The following is a 21,998-nucleotide window of genomic DNA, read 5'->3' on the forward strand; positions in this document are numbered from 1 at the left end:
GGCCTTACCCCATACACTTCTCTTTCTGGCGCTCGATATCCGCGTGGAGCGTCTTGACGGCTTTTCCGGTCCCGGGAGGCGCGCCCGGGAGGAGGGTGAGCCGCTCGTCCTCCCCCTCGGCGATGAGGAGGGCAACCGGGGTCAGGCTGATGACGGCGGTCCCCCCGCCGTCGATGACGAACGTCCGGATGACGGGGATGATGCACCGGTCGCCGACCCTCCGCCCGCCGCCGACGACGAACTCGGTCCCGTCAGGCACCCGCAGCACCTCTTCCCGAGACCCGGCGGAGCCGGTCCCTGACCGGTCTCTGCAGGAGAGCCTGCACGACCGGGACGAGGATCAGGAGCGGGCGGCGGACCTGCAGTTTGAGCACGAACGTCCCCTCAAAGATCCTCCGGTCAAAGACGGGGGTCATCACGAAGTCGATCGCCTCCACCGGCCAGAGGGCGTAGCGGGCGGCGGTGCAGTAGCCGTAGACGATCCCGGTATCGGCGGGGCTCCCGAGGCCGAGGGTGATATCCCCCCGGAGCGTCTCAAGGTAAAGGGACCGCAGGACGGCGTCGAGGATCCTCTCGATCTGGGGCCAGAGGTCGACCGCGGTGGCGAGGAGTTCCTGCGGCGAAGGGGCCGGCCCTCTCTCCTCGACCCTCTCCTCCTCTACTTCCGGCTTTTCGGCCGCCATCCTGGCTATGTCCCGGGTCACGACCGGGCGGCCGGCGATGAGGACCTCGAGGACCTGGACCCCGTCGGCGACCCGGACCCGCGCCCCCACGATGCCCCAGGCTACGACGGCCGTCCCCCGGGCGCTCTCCCGTCTGCAGTCAGCGACCGTCGAGAGGGTCACCGGAACCAGGTAGAGGGCAAGCAGGACGAGGATGAGGATGACGGCGACAACGAACAGGATCCAAAAGAGAAGCGTCGCTGCCATGGAGAGGAAGGGAAGAGACCTTTACGCCTCTTCTTCCCCGCTGACCGGGATCTCCCTTCCTTCTTCCGATACCCAGGGCATCTTACCCTTGCGCTGCTGCATCATCTCCGAGCCTTTCTCGAGCACCTTCTCGACGTGCGGGCCGACGGTCTCGCCGATAGCCGTGACGACCTCGGCGATCTCGCTCTTCTTCTTCAAGGAGATCACCTGGATGCCCTCGGGGCCGGGAACACCTTTGGTGATGATGATCAGGGCAACGGCCGATATGCCGCCACCGCCACCGGTTCCGGCTCCGCCGTGCTGGCTGCCCTCCCTGAGTCCTCCTGACCCTTCGCCGGCGCCGAACCCCAACCCGAACTCGGCGACCGGTATGATCACCCGCTCACCGGCATCGACCGGGGCACCGAGGATTGCGCTCGCGCAGAGTGTTCTTGCCAGCTGATCGACGGTTATCTGGAGCATTGATTCGCCAGTCACACTATTCACCACAGGTATTCCACTCTCCGGCCTCGTATATAAGGCTTGGGGTTTCCCGGCGCTCTGGAACGGATGGATGCCCGGCTACGCCCCCCGTGCGGCCGGCTGGCCGATAGGGGGTCGGTATCGTCCCGGATCGCCCGCCTCATAGCAGGATCCGCCCGCCCACGGCGAGTGCGCTGATGATGGCAAGACCAAGGATGGCCACAAGCAGCCGCCGGATCATGGGGTGGGGAACCCGGCCGAAGACGGCCCTGATCTCCCCCCGGTAGAGGTAGGCAAACAGCCCGGCGATCAGGAAGAAGAATAGCCATTCGCTCGGCTGGGCGAGCTCCTGCAGGAAGGCGTCCCAGAAGAAGTCTTCTGTGGGGTCGTGCCGGGGAAGCGATCCGAGGAATGGCCAGAGCCATCCGACGGGGTGAAGCCACATCCCGTCGAGGATCTGGTGGCTCAGCATACCGGCGGCCAGTGCCAGGAGCCCGATGGTGCGGCGGTGGTGGTAGACGAGGAGGCCGGCGATGGCGATGAGAGTGACGAGGGTGAGGCCGTGGAAGTAGATCCTGCCGTAGCCCACGGTCTCGGCGAGGATGATGTGCCCGAGCGGCTTGTCGATCAGGTCGGGGAGGACGCCGCCGAGTGCGCCGAGCGCGACAACCCTCCGGTCGTGGGCGATTGCCGCAAGGATGATCCCTACGAGTATGCCGGCCATGGCATGGGCGAGGAGGTACATCGCTCCCCAGTGGCAGGGTGACCATATACCCTTTTTCCCCGGAGAAGTCTCCGGCCTTCTTCCCGCCGGGGGGGGCAGGGAACCCGCGGCCCCCTGTCCGGAGATACTCTTCGTTGGATAATGATGATACACAATGTATATATTTGTTCAGTGTACACCAGGATGGTATGCAGACGAAGATCCTCCTTGACGAGGGAGAGATGCCGAAGCGGTGGTACAACATCCAGGCGGACCTCCCGGCACCCATGGACCCGCCTCTTCACCCGGCGACCGGGAAGCCGGCGGGCCCGGACGACCTGCGCCACATCTTCCCGATGGAACTGATCCGGCAGGAGATGAGCACGAAGCGCTACATCGATATCCCGACCGAGGTCCGCGACATCCTCACCCTCTGGAGGCCGAGCCCCCTCTACCGGGCACGCCGGCTCGAGGCAGCCTTAAAGACCCCGGCAAAGATCTACTACAAGTGGGAGGGTGTGAGCCCGCCGGGCTCCCATAAGCCGAACTCCGCCATCCCGCAGGCCTACTACAACCGCGAGGCGGGGATCGAGCGGCTGGCGACCGAGACCGGGGCGGGGCAGTGGGGGTCGTCGCTTGCGTTTGCAACGGGCCTCTTTGATATGGAGTGCACCGTCTACATGGTCCGGGCCTCCTACGAGCAGAAGCCCTACCGCAAAAGCATGATGCAGGTCTACGGGGCCGAATGCATCCCGAGCCCCTCGCCGCTGACCCGGTCCGGCCAGGCGGTCCTCGCCCACGACCCGGAGACCTCGGGCTCCCTCGGGATCGCGATCTCTGAGGCGGTCGAGGACGCCGCGAGCCACGATAACACCAACTACGCCCTCGGTTCCGTCCTGAACCACGTCTGCCTCCACCAGACGATCATCGGCCAGGAGGCGCGGGAGCAGCTCGCGACTGTGGAGACCTACCCCGACGTCGTGATCGGCTGCGTCGGCGGCGGCACCAACTTCGCCGGGCTCTCGTTCCCGTTCGCCGGCGATAAACTGACCGGGAAGCACCCCGATACAGATATCATCGCGGTGGAGCCGGCCGCCTGCCCGACCCTGACGAAGGGGCTCTATGCCTACGACTTTGGCGACGTCGCGGGGCTGACCCCGATGCTGCGGATGTTCACCCTCGGCCACGACTTCGTCCCGCCGTCGATCCACGCCGGGGGCTTGCGCTACCACGGTATGTCGCCGCTCGTCTCCCGGCTCGCCCGGGACGGCGTCGTCCGGCCCGTCGCCTACCACCAGAACGAGGTCTTTGCCGCCGCGGTGCAGTTTGCCCGGACGGAGGGGATCGTCGTCGCCCCCGAGGCGGCCCACGCGGTGAAGGCCGCGATCGACGAGGCCCTCAGGTGCCGGGAGACCGGCGAAGCAAAGACGATCCTCTTCAACAACTCCGGGCACGGCAACTTCGACTTCTCGTCCTACGAGGCCTACTTTGCCGGGGGCCTCGCCGACTACGAGTACCCGGCGGAGCTGATCAAGGAGTCGCTCTCCCGTCTGCCGGTGACGGAGTGAGATCGGCCGTCGGCTTCCTCGTCAACCCCATCGCCGGGATGGGCGGGTCCGTGGGGCTCGCGGGGACGGACGGGCAGGTCGAGGAGGCTCTCCGCCGCGGGGCGGTCCCGCGTGCGCTCGACCGGGCGGTCCAGGCCCTCTCCCCCCTCCGCGGCGAGGATATCGCGTGGTACACCTGTTCTGCGCCGATGGGCGAGGACGTCCTCGAGCGTGCGGGGATCGAGCGCTCCGCGATCGTCCACCGCCCCGCGGTCCCGACGACTTCCATCGACACCAGGACCGCGTGCCGGGCGTTCGTTGACGCCGGGGTCGATCTCATCCTCTTCTGCGGGGGGGACGGGACGGCCCGGGACGTCTTCGACGTTGTGGGGCGGGAGATCCCGGTTCTCGGCATCCCGGCCGGGGTGAAGATGTACTCAGCGGTCTTTGCGGTCAACCCGGCAGCGGCGGCCGACCTCATCCGCCGGGCGGGTGATATCCCCTGCCGGGACTCCGAGGTGATGGACGTCGACGAGGAGGCCTACCGCTCGGGCCGTCTTGCCGCCCACCTCTATGGGTATGCCTGCGTCCCTTTCATCCCCGAGCGGACGCAAGGCGGGAAGCAGGTCTTCGAGCAGCAGGACGAGGAGCGGGCGAAAGACGGCATCGCCGCGTTCATGGCGGAGATCATCCTCCCCGACACCCTCTATATCGTCGGCGCCGGGAGCACGACGGCACGGATCATGGAGCGGCTCGGGCTCGCCCCGACGCTCCTCGGGGTCGACGTCGTCCGAAACGGCGAGGTCCTCGCCCGGAACGCCGACGAGAAGACGCTGCTCGCCCTTCTTGAACAATACCCGCGGGCGAAGATCGTCGTGAGCCCCATCGGCGCCCAGGGGTTCGTCCTCGGCCGCGGGAACCAGCAGGTAAGCCCCGCGGTCCTCCGGCGGGCGGGGTTATCGAACCTGATCGTGGTCGCGACCCCGGGAAAACTCAGAGCCACACCCCTCCTCTACGTCGACTCCGGGGATCCGGCCCTCGACCGCGAGGTCGGGGAGACGCTCCTGGTTGTCTCGGGCTACCGGATGGCGCAGAGGAAGCGGGTGGCGTGACCCGGAGGTATATTGCCAGCTGCAGCCCAACCATTTCCTGATGGCGGCCTTCGACCCCTCGGTCCTCGGGATCTTCGTCTTCGGCCTCGTCGCCGGAATCTGCCCATGCAACAGCGTCCTGTGCCTGGGCCTCATCGGGTATCTGACGAGCGGAAAGACAGATCTGTCGCTGGCGAGCATCCTCAAACTGACCATAGCGTTCTCGCTTGGCACCGTCCTCGTCCTCCTGCCGCTCGGGGTGGTCGCGGGTTACGTCGGCGAATACCTCCTGTTCCTGAGCGATACCGTCGCGTGGGTCATCGGCGGGGTTCTGATGATCCTGATGGGGCTGCAGCTCCTCCACGTCTACAAGCCGCCGATACGGAGCATCTTCAACCGCTTCCGGGCCCCCATCTCCTACTCGGTCTCGGGGGCGTTCCTCCTCGGCCTCTCGTTCGGGGCGATCACCGTGGGGCGCGGGGCGCCGATGCTTCTCATCGTCCTGACCTACATCGCGCTCTACCAGACGGCCCTCGAAGGGCTCTTCACGATCTTCGTGTATGCCGTGGGGCTCGCGATCCCCCTCATCGTGATCAGCTCGGTCGGCGGCGCGGTCGGGAAGAAGGTCAAGGAGAAGGCGAGGATGAGCGGGGAGGTCTTCGACCGGATCGTCGGCGTCGCGATCGTCCTGATCGGGGTCTACTTCCTGTATCTTGCGTTCATCTAATCCGTCTCATAGCGCTCGGGGGCTGCAACGCCAGGCGAGGACGAGGAGCAGGATGCCGAGGAATGGGAGATCGGCGTAGACGTAAGCCGCTCCGGCGAACTCGTAGAGCGACGGCGAGTCGATTATGATATTCTCCGGGAGCGGTGGGGCGAGGAAGAGGCCGTATGCCCAGACCATGCCGAAGAGACTGATGAACCCCGCCTCGATCGCCCCGAACCATGCCGTCGATCCCCTCTCAAGCGGGAGCGCTCCGAGCAGGATCAGGATCCCGGGAGCGAGGAGCACGGTCGCGAGCAGGCTCGCCCCGGAGGACTGGTGCGTCGGTCCGAAGACGGCGAGCGCAAGGAGGAGTGCTGCGAGGGGTATCGCGGCCCACCATCTGCCCCCTTCCTCCTGCACGGCGATGGCGAAGAGCACCGCTCCTGCGAGTGAGACGATGCAGAAGAGGAGGAGCACCGGCGAGAGTCTTAAAGCCAGGTACGCGGACTGGCCGGGCGGGGCGGCGAACCGGGCGTACAGCCCGACCACGGCGACGGCGATGAAGTACGCCGCGGTGAGAGCGAGGGCGAGCGGGGTTCTCTCCGGGATCATCCTACCCCTCCTCCTCGGCGTGCCCCTCTTCCCGGAACCCCGGTGCGGCGGTCAGGCGGAGAACGGCGTAGAGTATGGTTGCGACCAGCACGCACTCGAGGTAGAACCCGAAGACCTCAAAGGCGGAGAAGAGCAGGTTATACACGGGCGTATCCACGGCAAACGGGAGTGCGCCCATGATCCCGTCGAAGAGCCACCCGAAGACCGGTACCCTGTCCGCGATGAGCGGGAGGGCGTCGCCTCGTTCCCATTGGGCCGGGTTTATCACCAGGGCGGCGACGAACGGGACGGTGGCTGCGACGGCAACGAGCATTGCCTGCCGCTCTCTCCGGACCGGGACGGTGCCCGAGATGAGCGGGAGCGGTGTCGCGGCTCCCGTGACGGCAAGGGTGACCATCACGAGAACGAAGACGGGGAGGACGGGCTGCAGCGCCGACCCTGGTGTCCCGGAGACGGTCAAGGCGATGCCTGCCCAAGCTGCGCATGCCGCGATCGCGACGAGCAGGGGGATGGCCGGCGAGAACCGGCTCCGGGGGAGAGAGGCGACGACCTTACCTGACATACTGCACCGTTCTCGACACGGTTCGGCTCCCGTGTTCTGTAACTCTGCGGGAGAGGTCAACGTTCTTGTATAAACGATTTCTGTCACAATCGTCTACACGTCGGGGCGCGTCAATCCGTTTCGTTCCCGGAGGAGCAGTAGAAGGGATATCTCGATGCGGATCTTCCTCCACGGCAGAACGGTCAGTCTGGCTGCTTTTTCTGGCACCGTTTGCTCACGATCTGCACGATGAGGCTGCTAAACAGCAACACGGGAAACAGCCACCGGGTAAAGGCGTCAGGCCGGTCGTGCAGGATGATGTCCTGGTAGAAGTTGACCGCGAGGACGACTACGGCAAGGGTGAGGAGCAGTTTCCACAGGAACGAGAGGTGGTTGCAGTTCATGACCGTCACCGGTTATCAGATTCCCACCGCGCGATGGAGATAGTACGCGAGGACCAAACTGGTTGCAAGAGCGACGAAGACGGCCCGGTCCTTCGACTTCTCGTGGAATATCCATACGCCGAAGTAGGTCGAGAGGCAGAACCAGGCGAGGAGGAGCAGGCCGGCGAAGGGGACTTGCAGGAGGACCGCCCAGGAGAAGAGGATGAGCGGCGCGAGAGCGTAGACCGCCGACTTCATCGTCTGCTCGAACTCGCGGTGGACGTCGACGAAGAGCAGGAAGAAGTGCTCGACGAGGCTGACGGCGAGGAGGGTGACGGCCCCGGCTATCAGGCCCTGCACGAAGGTGATAAGGGTGCCTGCCGCGATGAACCAGAGCCGGTGCAGCCCGTCAATCTCCGGCTCCTTTCCCGTAAGGAGGGGTAACGCCATGAAGAGAACCGATGCGACTGCGACGATCGCGAAATAGAATACGAGATCGTCGCGTAACGACTTTTCATTGAGGCGCTGAAAGACCCGGCGGGGGCCGGTGAAGGTGGTTTCTGAGGGCGTCTCTGTCGACATGTTCTCTTCTCCCGGACGACGGTACTCACCCGCCCCGCCGTTTGCCGGGCCTGGGTTCCGGTATTAATCGATGAGTGGTCAACGTCACCCTATAAATGTTCTCTGTCATGATTGTCTACACGTCGGGTCTCAGTCGGTTGAAGAGGAGCAGCCAGTGCCCGTTATCGCTCTGACACTATGTGGGGGCCGGGACACATAGTCCCACGGCCATCCGATTCGTCCCGACGGGCAAAGTTCGCTGTTTATCAATGGGTGGCCTGGAAGTCGCGGGTATCAGCGGCCGAAGACCGCCGGGAGGTTCAGCTGCCTCTCGCGGATGGTCGTTGTGACCTCGAACCGCCCCTCTCCGGGTTCAAACGGAGTGCAATCTACGCTCAGCGTTTCGGAGCAGATCCCCCGGAATTCCCGGGTGGTGCTGTGGGGCACCCCTGCAGGGTTCCAGACCGTCAGGGTGAAGACGGCCGTCCGGGTCCTGCTGAGTTCATTTCCTCGGGCGTTGTCGCATGTGACAAGAAAGACGCTTCTTCCCGTCCCCGTCTCGATCGAAGGGGTCACGTTTGAGAACGTTGCGTTGCTTCCGAAATCAGCCCAGGCCCTGCCGAGGAGATAGACGCCGTGGGAGTCGTTATCCTGAAAGAGGATCTTGCCGCCGGAGGTGGTGGCGTTCACGACGATGTCCTCCGCGGCATACGATACGAGCCCGTACCCGAGGAGGATGGCAAGGCCCAGCGTCAGGATGATGCTGCACATTACTTTTTCGCTCAATCGGATCACCGTTTCAAAAAATAGGTGCATTCCTAGGGGATGCACCCCCTTCAGACATAGTCGAGGTCCCCGGTGCCTATGTCCGTTGCTTTCGTTGTGTCGAGCCAATCGTGCGTCTCGCACCAGAGTTCGTAGTAGGCATCACCAGTGCCCCGCGAATCAAAACTCACTTCGATTGTCCCGCTGGTCGCCCAGTCCACCTTTATTTGTTTAGTGTGCGCCATACCCTGAGCATCGTAGACCGTCAGACGGTAGAGTGCTCCCTGCCCGTCGTTGTCTTCGTCATTGGAGTTGTAGTACTTCGCTTTGAAGGTGTTGTACCCGGGCGGAACGGTTATGGGTCCGTACGTCGTCACGCTTGCCGTATCGGCGTCGCCGTCTGTATACATGACTCCCAGTTCTTCTACGGCCAGAATTCCGATGTCGCCGGTATCCTCGGTTCCGACTTCAATGCTCTCCTGACTTTGAGCCTGGGCTGCGGAAACCGCACCGACGGAAGCCAGTACAACCAGTGCCAGTACCGCCCAGGCCGTGATAGATCCGTTTCTTGTTTTCATCTTCTGCTTCCTCCTTGTTACGGTGCCGGAGGGGGAAAGGACGTACCTATAAGTAGAGGTAATAATAACCTTCTTTTCGCCTCCGGGCATGCGGGGTGCATCATCCTGTCGTGAACCGCGGATGTGTGGCCCCGCGACTTATGCGAATGCCTGATGCCGGCATCCGCACTGCTACCTCTACGTTGGAATATTTACCTTTTCTCTCACTTCTCTCTACATGTTCGCTGTCTTCTTCGGAAAGCGGAAGGCTGGATACATCCTGCACGGCCCACGGAACCGGAGAGGGTCCCGGCTGGCACCGGGAGTGCCGGGGCTCCATACTCGGTCCCGCTCCCTCCCGGGCGTGGTCACCGGATGTCCATCCGCATGAACCGCGTGTACGCGACGGCGAAGAAGACGGTGGGGTAGAGGATCAGCGCCACCACGCTCGACCATATCTCGCCGAGCGTATCCTCAAGGGTCGCCCCCGATGACGGGGCGTTGCTGATCCCCTGGATGAGGGCGTTGGTCGCCATCTGCGGTGATGCGAGGTTTCCGATGCTCTGGATCAGGTCGAACTGACCGTAATACGCCGTGATCGCTGCCTGGAATTCTTCTGACGAGATATCCCCGCCGTATGCCGCCGGATCGGGCTCTTCCGTCATGAATGCCATCCCGATATGCGTGGTGGCGTAGGGGGCCAGGAAGACGAGGAGGATGAAGACGACCACCGAGAGGAGCAGGGCGCTGCCGCTCTCCCGGCAGAGGGTGGAGAGGGCGAGCGCGATGGAGAAGAACGTGACGAGGAAGAGGAGGATGACGCCCGCATAGGTCAGGATCATCCAGAGATCGCCGGGGGCGGGCACGATCGAGAAGACGAGGAGGAGCGCGGTGGATATGGCGAGGACGCTCCCGACGACGAGGACCAGCAGCGCGACGCCCCCGAGCGCCTTGCCGTTGATGACCTCGTCGCGGTAGACCGGGTGGGAGAGCAGGCTTTTGAGCGACCGTGACTCCTTCTCCCCGGAGACCAGGCCGGACCCGACGGCGATGGCAAGGAGCCCCCCGTAGGAGATCAGCGTGAGGAACATTGAGGAGTAAACGCCCTCAACTGGCGGTTTTGCGGGCATCATCCCGGCCGGTCCGTCATTCTGGTTATCCATCGCGGCCAATTGCTCCGAGTATCTATCCAGTTCTCTCTCGTAGCTCACGACCCCGCTGTACGTCCCCACCAGGGCGATGGCGAGGAAGAGGGCGAGGATCACCAGAAACCGCCAGCCCGTTATCTGGTCAGTGAACTCTTTTTGGGCCACGGTGAAGACCCGTTCCGCCGTCATGTGTTATCACCGGTCAGTGTATATGCTTCTATCTCCATGCTCGTTCTCCGTCCGTGGTCGCAAGAGTACCGCAGGCCCGCGATTATACACGGTATCGCCCCTTAAGTGACAACCGAGGTTTTTCCGCCGCCCGGAACAGGCAAGGGTTACTCAGATGCACTTCCACGGGTGTTGCCGTCTTGAGACTGGATCGTTACTCCATATACCTTTTCTCTCACATTCCTCTACACGTCGGGGCGTGAGAGGAGTGAATTCGACCAGTGGCCGTGGTAAACCAACGATACTCCGGACCGGTCACTTTTCGGAAACTTCAAGCCCGGCCGGTCCCATACTGACTTTAACCACGCCGGTTCCATCGGCCCGGAACTACCATGAGACGACCGATCCTTGCCGTTATCGTCGGAGTAATAGCTGTCTACGCCTGCATGCACTTCTTCATCTTACCGGAGGCCCCGGACGTCACCCGCATCGAGAATATCACCCATCTTGAGTCCCCGGCATACCATCCGGCCATCCTGGACCTCTGGGAGATCACCGTCGAAAGCACCGGCGTTGAGAACGAGTCGGCTGTGCTGCGGAAGCTGGAGGTCGATCTCGCCGGGGATGGCGCGGCTCGGGTGATATGGCTCTACTTCTACGGCGATAAGGACGGCGAGCAGCACGCGTACGAGGCGTATGCGGGGCCGGGCGGAATCGTATCCGCCAAATCGCAGAAACTTGCCTACTCCGTGCAGGGGGTGCACCCCCTCGCCCTCTTACGGGAGGTCGACGCCATCGCTCTGGAGGATATCCCCTTCCGGGAGCAGGGTATGACACTTCTTTTGAGCCCGAACGCGTACGGGGATCACTACAATGAGACCCGGGGGAGGCTCTATGAGGTCTCGGATGGGGTATTCCGCCCGGTGAAAGAAGTGACGTTCGGCCCGGATGCACGTTGGTACACCATCACGATCACTCCCCACCGGGACACGGAGTCCCCGGCGTCCGGGGCAGAACTTCCCGACTGCATGATTGTATTCACGCGGCAGGATATCGCGGCGGCTGAGTCTGTGGTCTATGGGTAGGCAGGTCAGCTGGCGTCCAGAGTCGGCAAAGCTGGGACCCGCTCATCGTCTCCGGCAAAAACGTCCCCGGATCATTCACCCCGCCCTGGGGTGACGAAGACCTAGCCGGTTGCGCTCACGTCCCTATCCGCCAGGTATTGGAGAGTATCCTGCTGGGGGAAGTACCGCACTATCCTTCCGTCTTTCTCACTCCGTACAGCTCCTTCCCGGATGAGCAGGGCCATATGCCATGTCACCGATGCACCGGCGATACCGAGCGCGGATGCGACATCTTTTCGCGCTATCCCTGGATTCCGCGTGATGAGATCGAGGATCTCTCTCCGCGTCCCACTGAGAGAATAACTCTCTCCCTCATGCCCCCTCTTGCCGTTCGCATAATACCGCACCTGCCCGTGGTCGTGCTCCGCGAGAATCTTTCCCGTCTCGCAGAGGGTTGCGAGGTGGTACCGGAGGGTTCCTGCGTTAACGCCCAGCCTGCGGGAGAGGAAGGCGTAGTTGATCCCGGGGTTCTCCCGGATGCAGAGGTACGCCGCACGGCGGGTGTCGTGTTCGAGAACGTTCTTTCTGGAGATCCTCCTCTGGCCGAGAATGAGCCATACGGTTACCGATATGAGGAATTGGACCGGGAGGAAGAGCAGGGGGGCGGTCATGAAGACGAAGTCGAGCAGGATCAGTTTGAGCGGCACGTTCCAGATGTACTCAGGGACCGGATCGTCAGGTGCCAGTTCGGGAAACTCTCCCTCGCCGAGACCGGCGCCGACGGTGCTCCCCGGGATGATTAAGAACAGGAGGACTAAGAGCAGCGCGGTCCTTGCGCAAGAGAGTTGATTTGACATTAAGGAAATCAGGCACCCGGAGGTATAAAAATTATGTGATTTATCCCGCCGTAGCTTCAACGGTATAATCCTGCGTGCCCCGTACAATTTCTCCGTAGACCTGGAACTGCCACGTTCCGGCCTCTGGTGAGGGGATCCACGTGCGGATCTGTGCGTCTTTATCACCACCCAGATCGGTATCGTGATAGTAGGCGTACGTGCTTCCGTCCGGCGAGATGATCTTCAGCGTCAACGACTGCTGGGGGATAAACCAGTCCAGATTTACAAACAGCGTTGAGCTCCCGGGAGGTACGTACGTGTTGTGGTAGTGTGTCTCTTCCTGCTGTATGAGATAAATGGCACAGATCCCAGTGTCGCTTAGGGGTGTATCTTCTCCTGGAGTGGTGTTCACAGCACATTCGTTGCCGCCGGCAAAAGCCGGCGGCACCACCAGGACCAGTGCAAGCACCAGTGCGAAGATGCGGTTGTATGTCATCATATTACAGGAGAACTTCTCAAATACCTTCACTTAAGTTTTCTGTCGATCCTCTCTACACGTTCTCCGGTTGGGGCAGGCTGGCCGCCCGGGAAATCGGTGTCGAGCAATGGCGGAGGGGGCCTGTTGCTCGGGGTGGGCGCTGGTACCGGGCCCTTCTGCAAAATGGGTGGCTGTGACGGGGACACGATATCCGATATCGATTTTTCCTTTGCCGCGTGGGTTTATTGTCGGTCGACGCAGTGTGAGTTACCGGTCGACTGTGGGATGTTTTCGGAAGCAAAATGGATCGAACAGCCTCAACGTGTAGAGAGGTTCGACAGAAATCGTTTATAGAGGAGCGTTGATTTCTCACATGTGGGTACCGGAACCCCGAAGCGCAGGGAGGTCCACCCGGCCAAGAGCGAATCGGATGGGTGAACATCCCGCATGCCCGGAGGCAAGAAGTTGTTTGTGCTTTACCTTTGTAAAGATGTGCTTCTTTTACCTTCGGAAAAGAGTCGAGGTAAGAGACATGAAACTAAACATGGTCCTACCGATTGCGGTAATCATAATTGCAATCGTGGTTGGTGCAATTATCGCACCTGTATCAGCAACGGAATTAACAGAGACCGTTGAGATCTTAGATCCCGAGAGTGATATCGTTGGGTTTCAAACTGAAGACCTGATCTCAATTGATGGGTCGATAAAGAATGCAACGCCATACTACGTGATGCTCGTCGGTACCGAAGATCAGAAGCAATCTCTCTGCGAGCTGATCGATGAGTCATCTGCGAAAGAAAAAGAGAAGCAACTCATGAAAGAGTATCTGCAGGAAATCTGGGAAAAATATCCTGTAGTGTTTAGTAAAGAAGAGACGGCGTATGGGACAATTACGTACATTTCGTTCGCTAATAGCATGGAGAATATCTCCCTAACGGAAGACGAAAATCATTCTTTGGGTGAGATAGATGCAACACTTGCGGATGCATCCAGCCGGCTCTACGGAAGCATCGGGCTGAGATGGTCTGGAACGGTTCATCAAGATATCATCAGTGTTGCCTGCCAGCGATGTGCGTTCCCTGATGCACAGTATGCCGTAAGCGCGGCAGACGATCCTGACGGTTGGCCGGCCAGCATACCCTGGTTTGTGCCCCAGGAACTGCATACACCGATAAATGCAGTCTTCCATTCATGGCACCACTATTACAGCCCCTGGTATGGGTGGGGGGGCGCACCCGGCAACACGAAGAGCTATGTCGATGAAGCAAAAACCTATCATACTAATGGACAAACCGCTCTCGCAGCCCAATCTCTTGGCTGGTCCAGCCACTTCTTGACAGACGTGGGTAACCCGATGCATACAGGTAAAGAAATTGAGCAATATGCAGAATACCTGCTGGGCAACGATATCCATGGCGCATACGAAGCATATGTCACACGCAACTGGCCCTCTAAATTTAAACCCACAGTAACGTCTAATTATAACTATTATACGTATGCAGATTGGGACTCCGGCTGTAAAAACCTCGCAATTTCATCTCATGCCGATCTTGATACCGTATACACTATAATGTATCACAACCGCGATCCCTCCGTTCAGGACAGCCACTCGCAACTGGAGACGGTTACACGTAACAATATCCTCCAAACAGCGAAATATACGAACGGACTTGCCAGATATGCGAAAGGGCTCTAAAATTCAAACTTTTTTTGAGCCTTGGAAGAGGTGATTATGTCTAGAATCATGCATATGGCCCGGAATATGACGATCCCTCTTACTCTTCTATCCCTTCTCATCCTTACTTCTGCGTCGGGATGCTTGTCAGGCGACTTCGTCAACGATCGCCACGACATCTCCGTCACCCGAATCGATGCTGGCGGTATCGAGATCTGGCACACCGTCTTTGATGAAGGAGGCGACGAATACGGCACCATTCTTTTGCTGGTTTCGGACAGTGGCCTGCTTGTCGGAGGATCGATCAAACACTCTCCGGGAAGCGATGAGCAGGCCCTGCTGCTCAAGATCGCGGAGGGTGGTCGCATTGAGTGGAACCGGTCCTACCCGACACAGCGCGCGGTTCAGGCAGTCGTCTCCCACTCCGACGGTAGTTTCACCGCCGGGACGGGTGACGGGTTTTTATTCCGGGTTGCCGGCGATGGGACGCCAATCTGGAGCATTCGTGTTTCTGAGTCCGTGCTTGGAGTTTCCGGTCTTCCGGACGGAGGCGCCGTGGCTGCAGGGAGCAAGCACGGTGGTGATGCTTGGGTGGCGGTCGTGAACGATACTGGGTCGCTACTCTGGGAACAGACCTACCCGGCTCTCGGCCGGGGACGTGCTCTGGGGGTCACTTCAGCATCAGACGGTGGATACATCGTTGCAGGGACGACGGATATGCATCCGCTCTGGGTGGTGCGGCTCGATGGGGAGTGTGAGGTTATCTGGAACCGCACCTTCGAGGAAGAACCTGAGTTCACCGAAGTCACGCTATACCGGGTATATTCGCTACGGGAGAGATCGGATGGGGGTGTGGAGCTGCTCTATAAGGTCGGCAGAATCCTGGAAGGGGAGGTCGTCGGAAGATCGGTCACGGTCGATCGAATCCTTGGTCGGGATGGGACAGATATGAGCGTAACGGAACTGGATATACCCTGCCCCGTTGTCCGGACTTTCGACGGGGGTTATGCCAGTGCCTGCCTTGAGAGCCCCCAGAGCGGCGGTTACACCTTCGGGAACTACCTCGGATCGCCGATCCATATCGTGAAATTCGATGATCGTGGCGAGATTGCCCGGAACCAAACCGGCACGGGGGCGGAGGTGAATATCGTTGCGGATATCATGCAGACCTCAGATGGAGGATTTGCGGTGCTGGGCGTGTATACGAAGACCTGAATCCGCAAAAATTCAGAGAGATATCATTTCTTCACCAGCCCGTATCGACCGGTATTGATACGGGGCGCTTGCCCGGTGGGGTCCTCGTGCGCCAGGTGAGCCGGTTTTACGGATACTCTATCGGGACGAATGGATGCTCCATTCCTCTCTTGTTGGGAGGGCTCATCATTCAACGGCACAACGTGAGTCCTTGGTTAACTGCGGCATGCTTTCGGGAGCAAAACGGATCGAACGGCCTCAACGTGTAGAGAGGATCGACAGAAATCATTTATAACAAAACGTTGATTTCTCATCCGTGGGTACCTGGGCCGGTATCCCGAAGCGCGGGGGTCCACCCGGCCAAGAGCGAATCGGATGGGTGAACGTCCCGCATGCCCGGAGGCAATGGGAGTGTGTGTTCTTTCTCTACTTGAAAGTATGCCCCTCCGGCCTCCGGGGAAAGAAATCGGAGGAAGAACATGAATGGGAAAATTGGAATGCGGGCGTCACCCCTACTTCTGGCAGTAATGCTAGTGAGTGTAGCTGTGGTGCCGGCGGTGAGTGCAAGTGAATTGATGATTCTCCCTGAGCCGGAGAACGCGCTGACGCAACAGGCGATCGACTGTATTTATGCTACTCTGATGGACGACGTCGAAGCAAGCGATATTGATGCAGATGTGAAAAAAGATCTTTTGCAGTCCTTAAAAGAGGTCAGGGACAATACCCTTCCCGATGCAGAAAAGTCAGCCATCCTTACCGAAGTTGGAAAAATACTCCTCACCCAGGGTTCGGGTGGGGTTAGCCCCCAATGGTCGGGGTATATCGGAGGTGGGCCTGCCCCTCACAACGATATGGCAAGAATAGCCGGACAGAAAATGGGACTGAGTTCTGCAGCATGCACCATCCTTAATGAAACAGCAGCCGATCCTGATGATTGGGGAGATCTATCCTGGAATCATTATTTCATAACTGGCGCCCCTGATCAGGCTGAACAGTATGCAAACATTGCCAGAGATTATCTTCATGATGATGACCCGTCAAATGACGATCTTGGCTATACAAATTTGGCTTACTCTCTGCATTTTATGACGGATATGTCACAGCCTTTCCATTATGCCCCCGTGTATCTTGCAAATCATCAGGCATATGAATCCTCCTATGTCCATAACAATTGGACAAGCGGTAAAGATTATCGTAGCGATGTCGAACTGAACTGGTATTATTACTATGTAACCGATGTCAGCGACAGCGCCGGTAATCTCGCCTCGGCATCGAATCAGTATATGGATTATATCCGTAGAACCATGGATCAGTACAGTAACTGGGGTGACAACCCAACTCTCATCCAGTATACACGGAATTGCTTTGTTGACGGTGCAAAGTACAACATGGGCCTTGTGGATTATGTTACCCGCTCATAATTGCAGAGAGGAGCACAGGCGCGATGGCATCCTTAACTAAACTCAAAATCCTATTTTTGGCGGCAGCAGTTACCGGCATTCTTATGATATCCCTTACTCTGTTCGGGGTCGCCTGGATCAACTCAAACCCGGGCTATTATAGATATACAGTCACAATAGACGGCCTTTCCAACTATACTGGTGAGCCTGCGACCGATATTATCGTGCCGATGCCTATGAGGGGCGGCAATCTGGTTTTTTCGGAAGAAGAGCTCCAGTACAAGCAATTCGGCAACTGGAAATCGGTGATTGTTGTAACCCCCCATGGCAAAATGCTTGCGTTTCAATCGGTCGGTGCGAACCTTACCGATATCCACGCAGAGTTCTTCAAAGGCTTTGATCCGGGTGAATTAAGGCTGACAGACCTTCAGAATGAGTCTCTCTCCCCGCTCATGAGTGGGGGTCAGGATACCCCTGTAAGATGGAATTCCAGCACGCAGGTAGGATCCAACTGCACATCAGTGCTCTTCTTTCCAGAGGACCTCGTACCTTTGAATGTGAATGCAACAGATATTGGCGTTGACCTGGAACTAACTGTATCTGAAGGTATCCATCATTCCATATCGGGAGATACATTCCGGATGAGTATTCTGGAGTATATTCCTCCTGACATTCGCGGAGCGATCCCGGTAAACGTTCATGTTGCGAGATACCAGAGTGGTGGAAATTGGGTTCCAGTGAACGAGGTTGATATCCGATAATGCTCCGGTGAGAAGATGGACGAAAAACATACCAATACCAAAAAAACCCTGCTGATAGTGGTCGCCATCCTCGCCGCGGTGATCTTCCTGCTCCTTCTTCTTCCCGCGTTCGTCGAGACGACCATGCCGAACGACTCCTACATGATCAAGATCACCGGTCTGTCCGATCTCGCCGTGAACGGCACCGCCACGGTCATGATCCCGGTTCCGGCGAATGCGGAGGGCGATCTGGTGATGTTCGAGTCGTCCAGCGTTCTCCAGCCCGCCGGGTGGCGGACGGCGATCCGGGAGACGCCGTACGGGAAGATGATCGCGTTCACGACGACGGAAGACTACGCGCAGGATATCTTCAGACCGACCGGCGAGTTCGAGACGAAAGAAGAGCCGCGGCTGCTCGTGCCGGTCCTCGGGACCCCCGAGAACGCGAGCGTCGCCGAGTTCACCCGGGGATCGGGCGGCACCTACACCACCGTCGTCTTCCTCGACGGCTTTGTCCCGCCGGAGAACGCCACATCGATCTCGTTTGACCTCGAGTACCGGGGCGGCGGGGGCATGAAATACCTGATAGAGGAGGATACCTGGACGGCGACGGTGAATACGGCCGTTTCGAGCACAGAGTCCGGCTTCGTCCCGGTCCCGGCCGAATACCACGTCATTCCCGGGGGTATCCACCTTTGATGGACGGTCCCGTGCGGAGAATCTCATGGTGGATCGTGAGCGCCGCAGTCCTGCGGATCAGGAAGTGAATGGAAGATGGCTCCCTCGATAATTTCCTTTCTCGCCAAAGTCGTTGTTGTCTCGCTTCTCGCCATCGCGATTGTCGCCATCGGCGGAAACATTCTCGTCCACTATCATCAGACCCGGATGATGTCGGAGCATTCCTGGGATTACTCATACGCCGTCTCCGTTACCGGGCTGTCCGGCTACCGGGGAGATCCGATCACGGAGTTTGTCGTTCCCCTCCCTGCAGTCGGCGGTTCACCGGTCTTTTCCGGAGAGGACCTCCGGTGGATGACCTCTGACAACTGTACGACTCTCCCGGTTAGGACAGAGAATGGGGAGATGCTTGGACTGCGTCTCCCCGGTGCGGATCTCACGGATGTCTCCGCCGCTCACTCAGGGGGTTTCTTAAGAGAGGTCTCGCGTGAGGAGATAGCGGCGAGCGGGTTTGTGCCGGGACTCTCACGCCTCTCGAAAGCGGGGAATGCCTCTCCATACATCATCGTCCCGGATTCGCTCCGCCCCGTATCGGACGATCCTGAGCCCATCCTGGTCAGCATCAACTTCACCATATCCGGCGAGGGGAGGCCCGACTACCACATCTCGATCATGGAGCGGATCCCGCCGGGAAAGACCGGGATCATCCCCGTAGAACCAAGGATCTATCACCGAGACAGTTCTCGCGAACCCTTCCGCCCCCTGGAGGAGAAGAACTCCATCAACTGAGACGTATACTCTGGAGTGCCCCCGCCCATCACAACCTTTATCGTTAGGTCAAGCCAAACTAATCTGCATCAACTATGACGGCGAGAGTTGAGCATCTGTTCGAGGTCATTGATCGCCTGGTTGCCATCAAAAACGAATGCTCCCGCGAGATCGCCGCCGAATGCGGGCTCAACAATCTGACGGCAAAACAGATCGCCTACCTGAAAGTCATCGACGAGCACCACGACCTGACGTTCAGCAGACTCGCCGAGATCACCAGCAACTCGAAACCTACCGTCACGGAGATGATCGACAGGTTCGTCCGGATGGAGTGCGCCTACCGGCAGAAGTGCCCCGGTGACGGGAGGATGGCCTACATCCGCCTGACCGAGAAGGGGCGGATGATGGCAAACGCCGAACGAGACGCGCTCTACCGGATGATCGAGAGGATGGTGCGGACGCTCGATGAGAGAGACGTGGATCTCCTGATTGAGATCCTCAGGAAGGTCAGGTAATTTTTTGGCCGGCCATAAAGTTAGGTAAATGCGAACTAAATGATTGGAGTCACCATGCACTCACCACACGCTGACAGCAACGAGACGATTGTCATACCGCTCTTCGAGACCGTGGTCTACCCGGAGACGCGGACGAAGTTCCAGGTCGATACGGCCCTGGGCGAGCTGCTGATCGCCGCCATGAAGAGCGACGGATCGGCCTCCGCCGTCGGCCTGACCGTCAAGGGCGGCACCCCGCCTGCAGAGATCCCGGCCGAGGGGCTGTACACGACCGGCAACCTCCTCATGGTCACGCACGCCCAGCCTGCGGACGACGGCTACCTGGTCTTTGCCCGGGCGGTCCGCCGGGTGAAGGCCGTGGCCGTCTCGGAGAGGGACGGGCAGTTCTACGCCGCCTTCGAACCCCTCCCGGACATCATGGATATCGACGAGGAGACCCGAGAAAAGATGCTCGCAGAGATCAAAGCAGCCGTCCACGACATCAGCGCCAACTTCCAGGGCTCCGAGCAGTTCACCCGGCCCGTCGACAGGATGGGGTCCGTCGACCAGATCATGGCGTTCGTCGTGCCCTTCATGCCGGTGGAGGTTGCCGCGAAGCAGTCGCTCCTTGAGACCGTCTCCGTCCGGGAGCGCTACGCCGCGTTCCTCGCCCTCCTCGTGAACCTCAACGAGAGCATCAGCCTCCGGATCGAGGTGGCCAAGAAGGCCAACGAGAAGGTCGGGAAGGCGAACCGCGAAGCGATGCTCCGCGAGCAGCTCCGGGTGATCCAGGAGGAGCTCAACGGATGCGACGGCTCGTCCGGCGAGGAAGGCTACCGGGAGCGGATCGAGCGCTCGACGATGCCCGAGGAGGTCCGCAAGAAGGCTCTTGCCGAACTGAGGAAACTCGAGTCGGGCGGGAGCCAGCACCACGAGAGCCAGGGGATCCGGAACTACCTCGACCTCCTGCTCGATCTCCCCTGGACGGTCGAGAAGAAGAGCATCGATATCGATGAGGCCCGCCGGGCGCTGGAGAGCCACCACAACGGCCTTGAGAAGGTCAAGGAGCGGATCATCCAGCACCTCGCGGTCATGAAGCTCAAGGAGGAGAAGCAGGGCTCGATCCTCCTCCTCGCGGGCCCGCCCGGCACGGGGAAGACGAGCCTCGGGCGGAGCATCGCGGACGCGCTGGGGAGAGAGTACGTCCGGATCAGCCTCGGCGGCGTCAAGGACGAGGCGGAGATCCGGGGGCACCGGCGGACCTACGTCGGGTCGCTCCCCGGCCGGATCATCCAGGGGATGAAGCGGGCCGGGACGATGAACCCGGTCTTCGTCCTGGACGAGGTCGACAAACTCGCCGTCTCCTACTCCGGCGATCCGGCGAGCGCGCTCCTCGAGGTCCTCGACCCCGAGCAGAACAGCACGTTCTCGGACCACTACCTGGAGGTCCCCTACGATCTCTCAGACGTGCTCTTCATCGCGACCGCAAACAGTCTCGCGACGATCCCGGCGCCGCTGCTCGACCGGATGGAGCTGATCGAGATCTCGGGCTACACGAAGAACGAGAAGTTCGCGATCGCAAAAGATCACCTCCTCCCGGAGACGCTCGAGGAGCACGGCCTGACCGCGGACCACCTCCAGGTCGAGGACGAGGCCGTCTCGGCGATCATCGACCGCTACACCCGGGAAGCGGGCGTCCGGGCGCTCAAGAAGCAGCTTGCCCGGATCGCCCGGTACGTCTCGGCGAAAGTGGTCTCGGGCGGCGTTGATCTCCCGGTCGTCGTGACGACAGCGATACTCCCCGAGATCCTCGGCCGCGAGACCGTCCGGCCGGACATGGCGCGGAAGGAGAACCCGCCCGGCGTCGTGACGGGGCTTGCCTGGACGCCGGTCGGCGGGGATATCCTCTTCATCGAGGGGACGTTCATGCCCGGCAAGGGGCGCCTCACCCTGACGGGACAACTCGGCGACGTGATGAAGGAGTCGGCCCAGATATCGCTCAGCCTGATCCGTTCACGGATGGCAGCTACCGTAACCGGGTTCGACTTCTTCGCAAGCGACATCCACATCCACGTGCCGGCGGGAGCGACCCCGAAGGACGGGCCGTCGGCGGGCGTGACCCTCTTTACGGCCCTTGCCTCCCTCGTCACCGGGAAAGCGGTCGACCCGACGGTCGCGATGACCGGGGAGGTGACGCTCTCCGGCGCCGTGCTGCCGGTCGGCGGGATCAAGGAGAAGGTCCTTGCGGCCCACCGGGCCGGGATCAGGACGGTCATCCTCCCGCGGGAGAACGAGCGGGATCTCGAGGATGTGCCCGAAGATGCGCGAAACGAGCTTACGTTCGTGCCCGTGGAGACGATCGAGGACGTCCTCCGGGAGGCGCTCGGGATTGAACTCCACGGCCTGGTCGTGCCGTATGCGGGGAAGAACCGGTGCGTCCCCGCGCACAACCTCTGAACACCCCTCTTTTATCATCCCTTCATACCCTCGTTTCGCCC

At 60.3% G+C, this 21,998-nt stretch carries 25 protein-coding genes; 12 read left to right on the forward strand and 13 right to left on the reverse strand.

Annotated features, from left to right (window positions below; all coding sequences use genetic code 11):
- Positions 1–4: 4 nt before the first annotated feature.
- The 4 genes from QZ650_RS10650 to QZ650_RS10665 form a co-directional block, all read right to left on the reverse strand.
- Positions 5–259, reverse strand: a complete 255-nt coding sequence (locus QZ650_RS10650; RefSeq protein WP_292519255.1) for a hypothetical protein — start codon at positions 257–259, stop codon at positions 5–7.
- Positions 252–929, reverse strand: a complete 678-nt coding sequence (locus QZ650_RS10655) for a DUF2953 domain-containing protein (RefSeq protein WP_292519252.1) — start codon at positions 927–929, stop codon at positions 252–254. The genes QZ650_RS10650 and QZ650_RS10655 overlap by 8 nt, the downstream gene beginning before the upstream one ends.
- Before the next feature lie 21 nt (positions 930–950).
- Positions 951–1,418: a spore germination protein GerW family protein gene (locus QZ650_RS10660; RefSeq protein WP_292519250.1), complete on the reverse strand. Its 468-nt coding sequence runs from the start codon at positions 1,416–1,418 to the stop codon at positions 951–953.
- 133 nt (positions 1,419–1,551) lie between these two features.
- Positions 1,552–2,136, reverse strand: coding sequence for a metal-dependent hydrolase (locus QZ650_RS10665; RefSeq protein WP_292519248.1), 585 nt, complete (start codon positions 2,134–2,136; stop codon positions 1,552–1,554).
- Positions 2,137–2,303: 167 nt separating this feature from the next.
- On the opposite strand from QZ650_RS10665, the gene QZ650_RS10670 reads away from it, so the two are divergent.
- From QZ650_RS10670 to QZ650_RS10680, 3 genes are read left to right on the forward strand one after another with little or no spacing between them, the layout of a single operon-like run.
- The gene (locus QZ650_RS10670) at positions 2,304–3,662 is read left to right on the forward strand and encodes a TrpB-like pyridoxal phosphate-dependent enzyme (RefSeq protein WP_292519246.1); all 1,359 of its coding nucleotides are present in this window, start codon (positions 2,304–2,306) and stop codon (positions 3,660–3,662) included.
- Positions 3,659–4,753 (forward strand): ATP-NAD kinase family protein, encoded by a 1,095-nt coding sequence (locus tag QZ650_RS10675; RefSeq protein ID WP_292519244.1) that lies wholly within the window; start codon positions 3,659–3,661, stop codon positions 4,751–4,753. The genes QZ650_RS10670 and QZ650_RS10675 overlap by 4 nt, the downstream gene beginning before the upstream one ends.
- Before the next feature lie 40 nt (positions 4,754–4,793).
- The gene (locus tag QZ650_RS10680) at positions 4,794–5,459 is read left to right on the forward strand and encodes a cytochrome c biogenesis protein CcdA (protein WP_292519242.1); all 666 of its coding nucleotides are present in this window, start codon (positions 4,794–4,796) and stop codon (positions 5,457–5,459) included.
- A gap of 6 nt (positions 5,460–5,465) precedes the next feature.
- Here QZ650_RS10680 and QZ650_RS10685 read toward each other — a convergent pair whose 3' ends face one another.
- The 7 genes from QZ650_RS10685 to QZ650_RS10715 form a co-directional block, all read right to left on the reverse strand.
- Positions 5,466–6,050: a hypothetical protein gene (locus QZ650_RS10685; protein WP_292519240.1), complete on the reverse strand. Its 585-nt coding sequence runs from the start codon at positions 6,048–6,050 to the stop codon at positions 5,466–5,468.
- Between the two features lies 1 nt (position 6,051).
- Entirely contained in the window at positions 6,052–6,612 is a 561-nt protein-coding gene (locus tag QZ650_RS10690) for a hypothetical protein (protein ID WP_292519238.1), read from the reverse strand.
- Positions 6,613–6,794: 182 nt separating this feature from the next.
- Complete coding sequence (locus QZ650_RS10695; RefSeq protein WP_066957846.1) at positions 6,795–6,995, reverse strand: hypothetical protein; 201 nt, start codon at positions 6,993–6,995, stop codon at positions 6,795–6,797.
- A gap of 15 nt (positions 6,996–7,010) precedes the next feature.
- Entirely contained in the window at positions 7,011–7,556 is a 546-nt protein-coding gene (locus QZ650_RS10700; RefSeq protein WP_066957845.1) for a Yip1 family protein, read from the reverse strand.
- 273 nt (positions 7,557–7,829) lie between these two features.
- Positions 7,830–8,321 (reverse strand): hypothetical protein, encoded by a 492-nt coding sequence (locus tag QZ650_RS10705; RefSeq protein ID WP_143706277.1) that lies wholly within the window; start codon positions 8,319–8,321, stop codon positions 7,830–7,832.
- A gap of 50 nt (positions 8,322–8,371) precedes the next feature.
- Entirely contained in the window at positions 8,372–8,968 is a 597-nt protein-coding gene (locus QZ650_RS10710; RefSeq protein ID WP_048063700.1) for a hypothetical protein, read from the reverse strand.
- 257 nt (positions 8,969–9,225) lie between these two features.
- Entirely contained in the window at positions 9,226–10,194 is a 969-nt protein-coding gene (locus QZ650_RS10715; RefSeq protein ID WP_292519230.1) for an ABC transporter permease subunit, read from the reverse strand.
- Positions 10,195–10,565: 371 nt separating this feature from the next.
- On the opposite strand from QZ650_RS10715, the gene QZ650_RS10720 reads away from it, so the two are divergent.
- On the forward strand, positions 10,566–11,258 hold the full coding sequence (locus QZ650_RS10720) for a hypothetical protein (protein WP_292519228.1): 693 nt from the start codon (positions 10,566–10,568) through the stop codon (positions 11,256–11,258).
- Positions 11,259–11,359: 101 nt separating this feature from the next.
- On the opposite strand, the gene QZ650_RS10725 is transcribed toward QZ650_RS10720, so the two are convergent.
- Together QZ650_RS10725 and QZ650_RS10730 are read right to left on the reverse strand one after the other, a co-directional pair.
- Positions 11,360–12,094, reverse strand: coding sequence for a winged helix-turn-helix transcriptional regulator (locus QZ650_RS10725; protein WP_292519226.1), 735 nt, complete (start codon positions 12,092–12,094; stop codon positions 11,360–11,362).
- 40 nt (positions 12,095–12,134) lie between these two features.
- The gene (locus tag QZ650_RS10730) at positions 12,135–12,602 is read right to left on the reverse strand and encodes a hypothetical protein (protein ID WP_248534906.1); all 468 of its coding nucleotides are present in this window, start codon (positions 12,600–12,602) and stop codon (positions 12,135–12,137) included.
- A gap of 481 nt (positions 12,603–13,083) precedes the next feature.
- On the opposite strand from QZ650_RS10730, the gene QZ650_RS10735 reads away from it, so the two are divergent.
- From QZ650_RS10735 to lon, 8 genes are all read left to right on the forward strand, one after another.
- Complete coding sequence (locus QZ650_RS10735) at positions 13,084–14,247, forward strand: hypothetical protein (protein ID WP_292519223.1); 1,164 nt, start codon at positions 13,084–13,086, stop codon at positions 14,245–14,247.
- A 66-nt stretch (positions 14,248–14,313) separates the two neighbouring features.
- The gene (locus tag QZ650_RS10740) at positions 14,314–15,441 is read left to right on the forward strand and encodes a hypothetical protein (protein WP_292519221.1); all 1,128 of its coding nucleotides are present in this window, start codon (positions 14,314–14,316) and stop codon (positions 15,439–15,441) included.
- A gap of 458 nt (positions 15,442–15,899) precedes the next feature.
- Positions 15,900–16,841 carry a hypothetical protein gene (locus QZ650_RS10745; RefSeq protein WP_292519219.1) on the forward strand — a complete coding sequence of 314 codons (942 nt, stop codon included), beginning with the start codon at positions 15,900–15,902 and terminating at the stop codon, positions 16,839–16,841.
- 23 nt (positions 16,842–16,864) lie between these two features.
- Positions 16,865–17,581: a hypothetical protein gene (locus QZ650_RS10750; protein ID WP_292519217.1), complete on the forward strand. Its 717-nt coding sequence runs from the start codon at positions 16,865–16,867 to the stop codon at positions 17,579–17,581.
- 15 nt (positions 17,582–17,596) lie between these two features.
- Entirely contained in the window at positions 17,597–18,259 is a 663-nt protein-coding gene (locus QZ650_RS10755; RefSeq protein ID WP_292519215.1) for a hypothetical protein, read from the forward strand.
- 75 nt (positions 18,260–18,334) lie between these two features.
- Entirely contained in the window at positions 18,335–19,027 is a 693-nt protein-coding gene (locus tag QZ650_RS10760) for a hypothetical protein (protein WP_209727632.1), read from the forward strand.
- Between the two features lie 74 nt (positions 19,028–19,101).
- The gene (locus QZ650_RS10765; RefSeq protein WP_209727633.1) at positions 19,102–19,521 is read left to right on the forward strand and encodes a MarR family transcriptional regulator; all 420 of its coding nucleotides are present in this window, start codon (positions 19,102–19,104) and stop codon (positions 19,519–19,521) included.
- A gap of 54 nt (positions 19,522–19,575) precedes the next feature.
- Positions 19,576–21,957, forward strand: a complete 2,382-nt coding sequence (gene lon / locus QZ650_RS10770) for an endopeptidase La (protein WP_292519211.1) — start codon at positions 19,576–19,578, stop codon at positions 21,955–21,957.
- Positions 21,958–21,998: the final 41 nt, after the last annotated feature.

This window comes from Methanoculleus sp., from assembly GCF_020696975.1.
Classification (GTDB): domain Archaea; phylum Halobacteriota; class Methanomicrobia; order Methanomicrobiales; family Methanoculleaceae; genus Methanoculleus.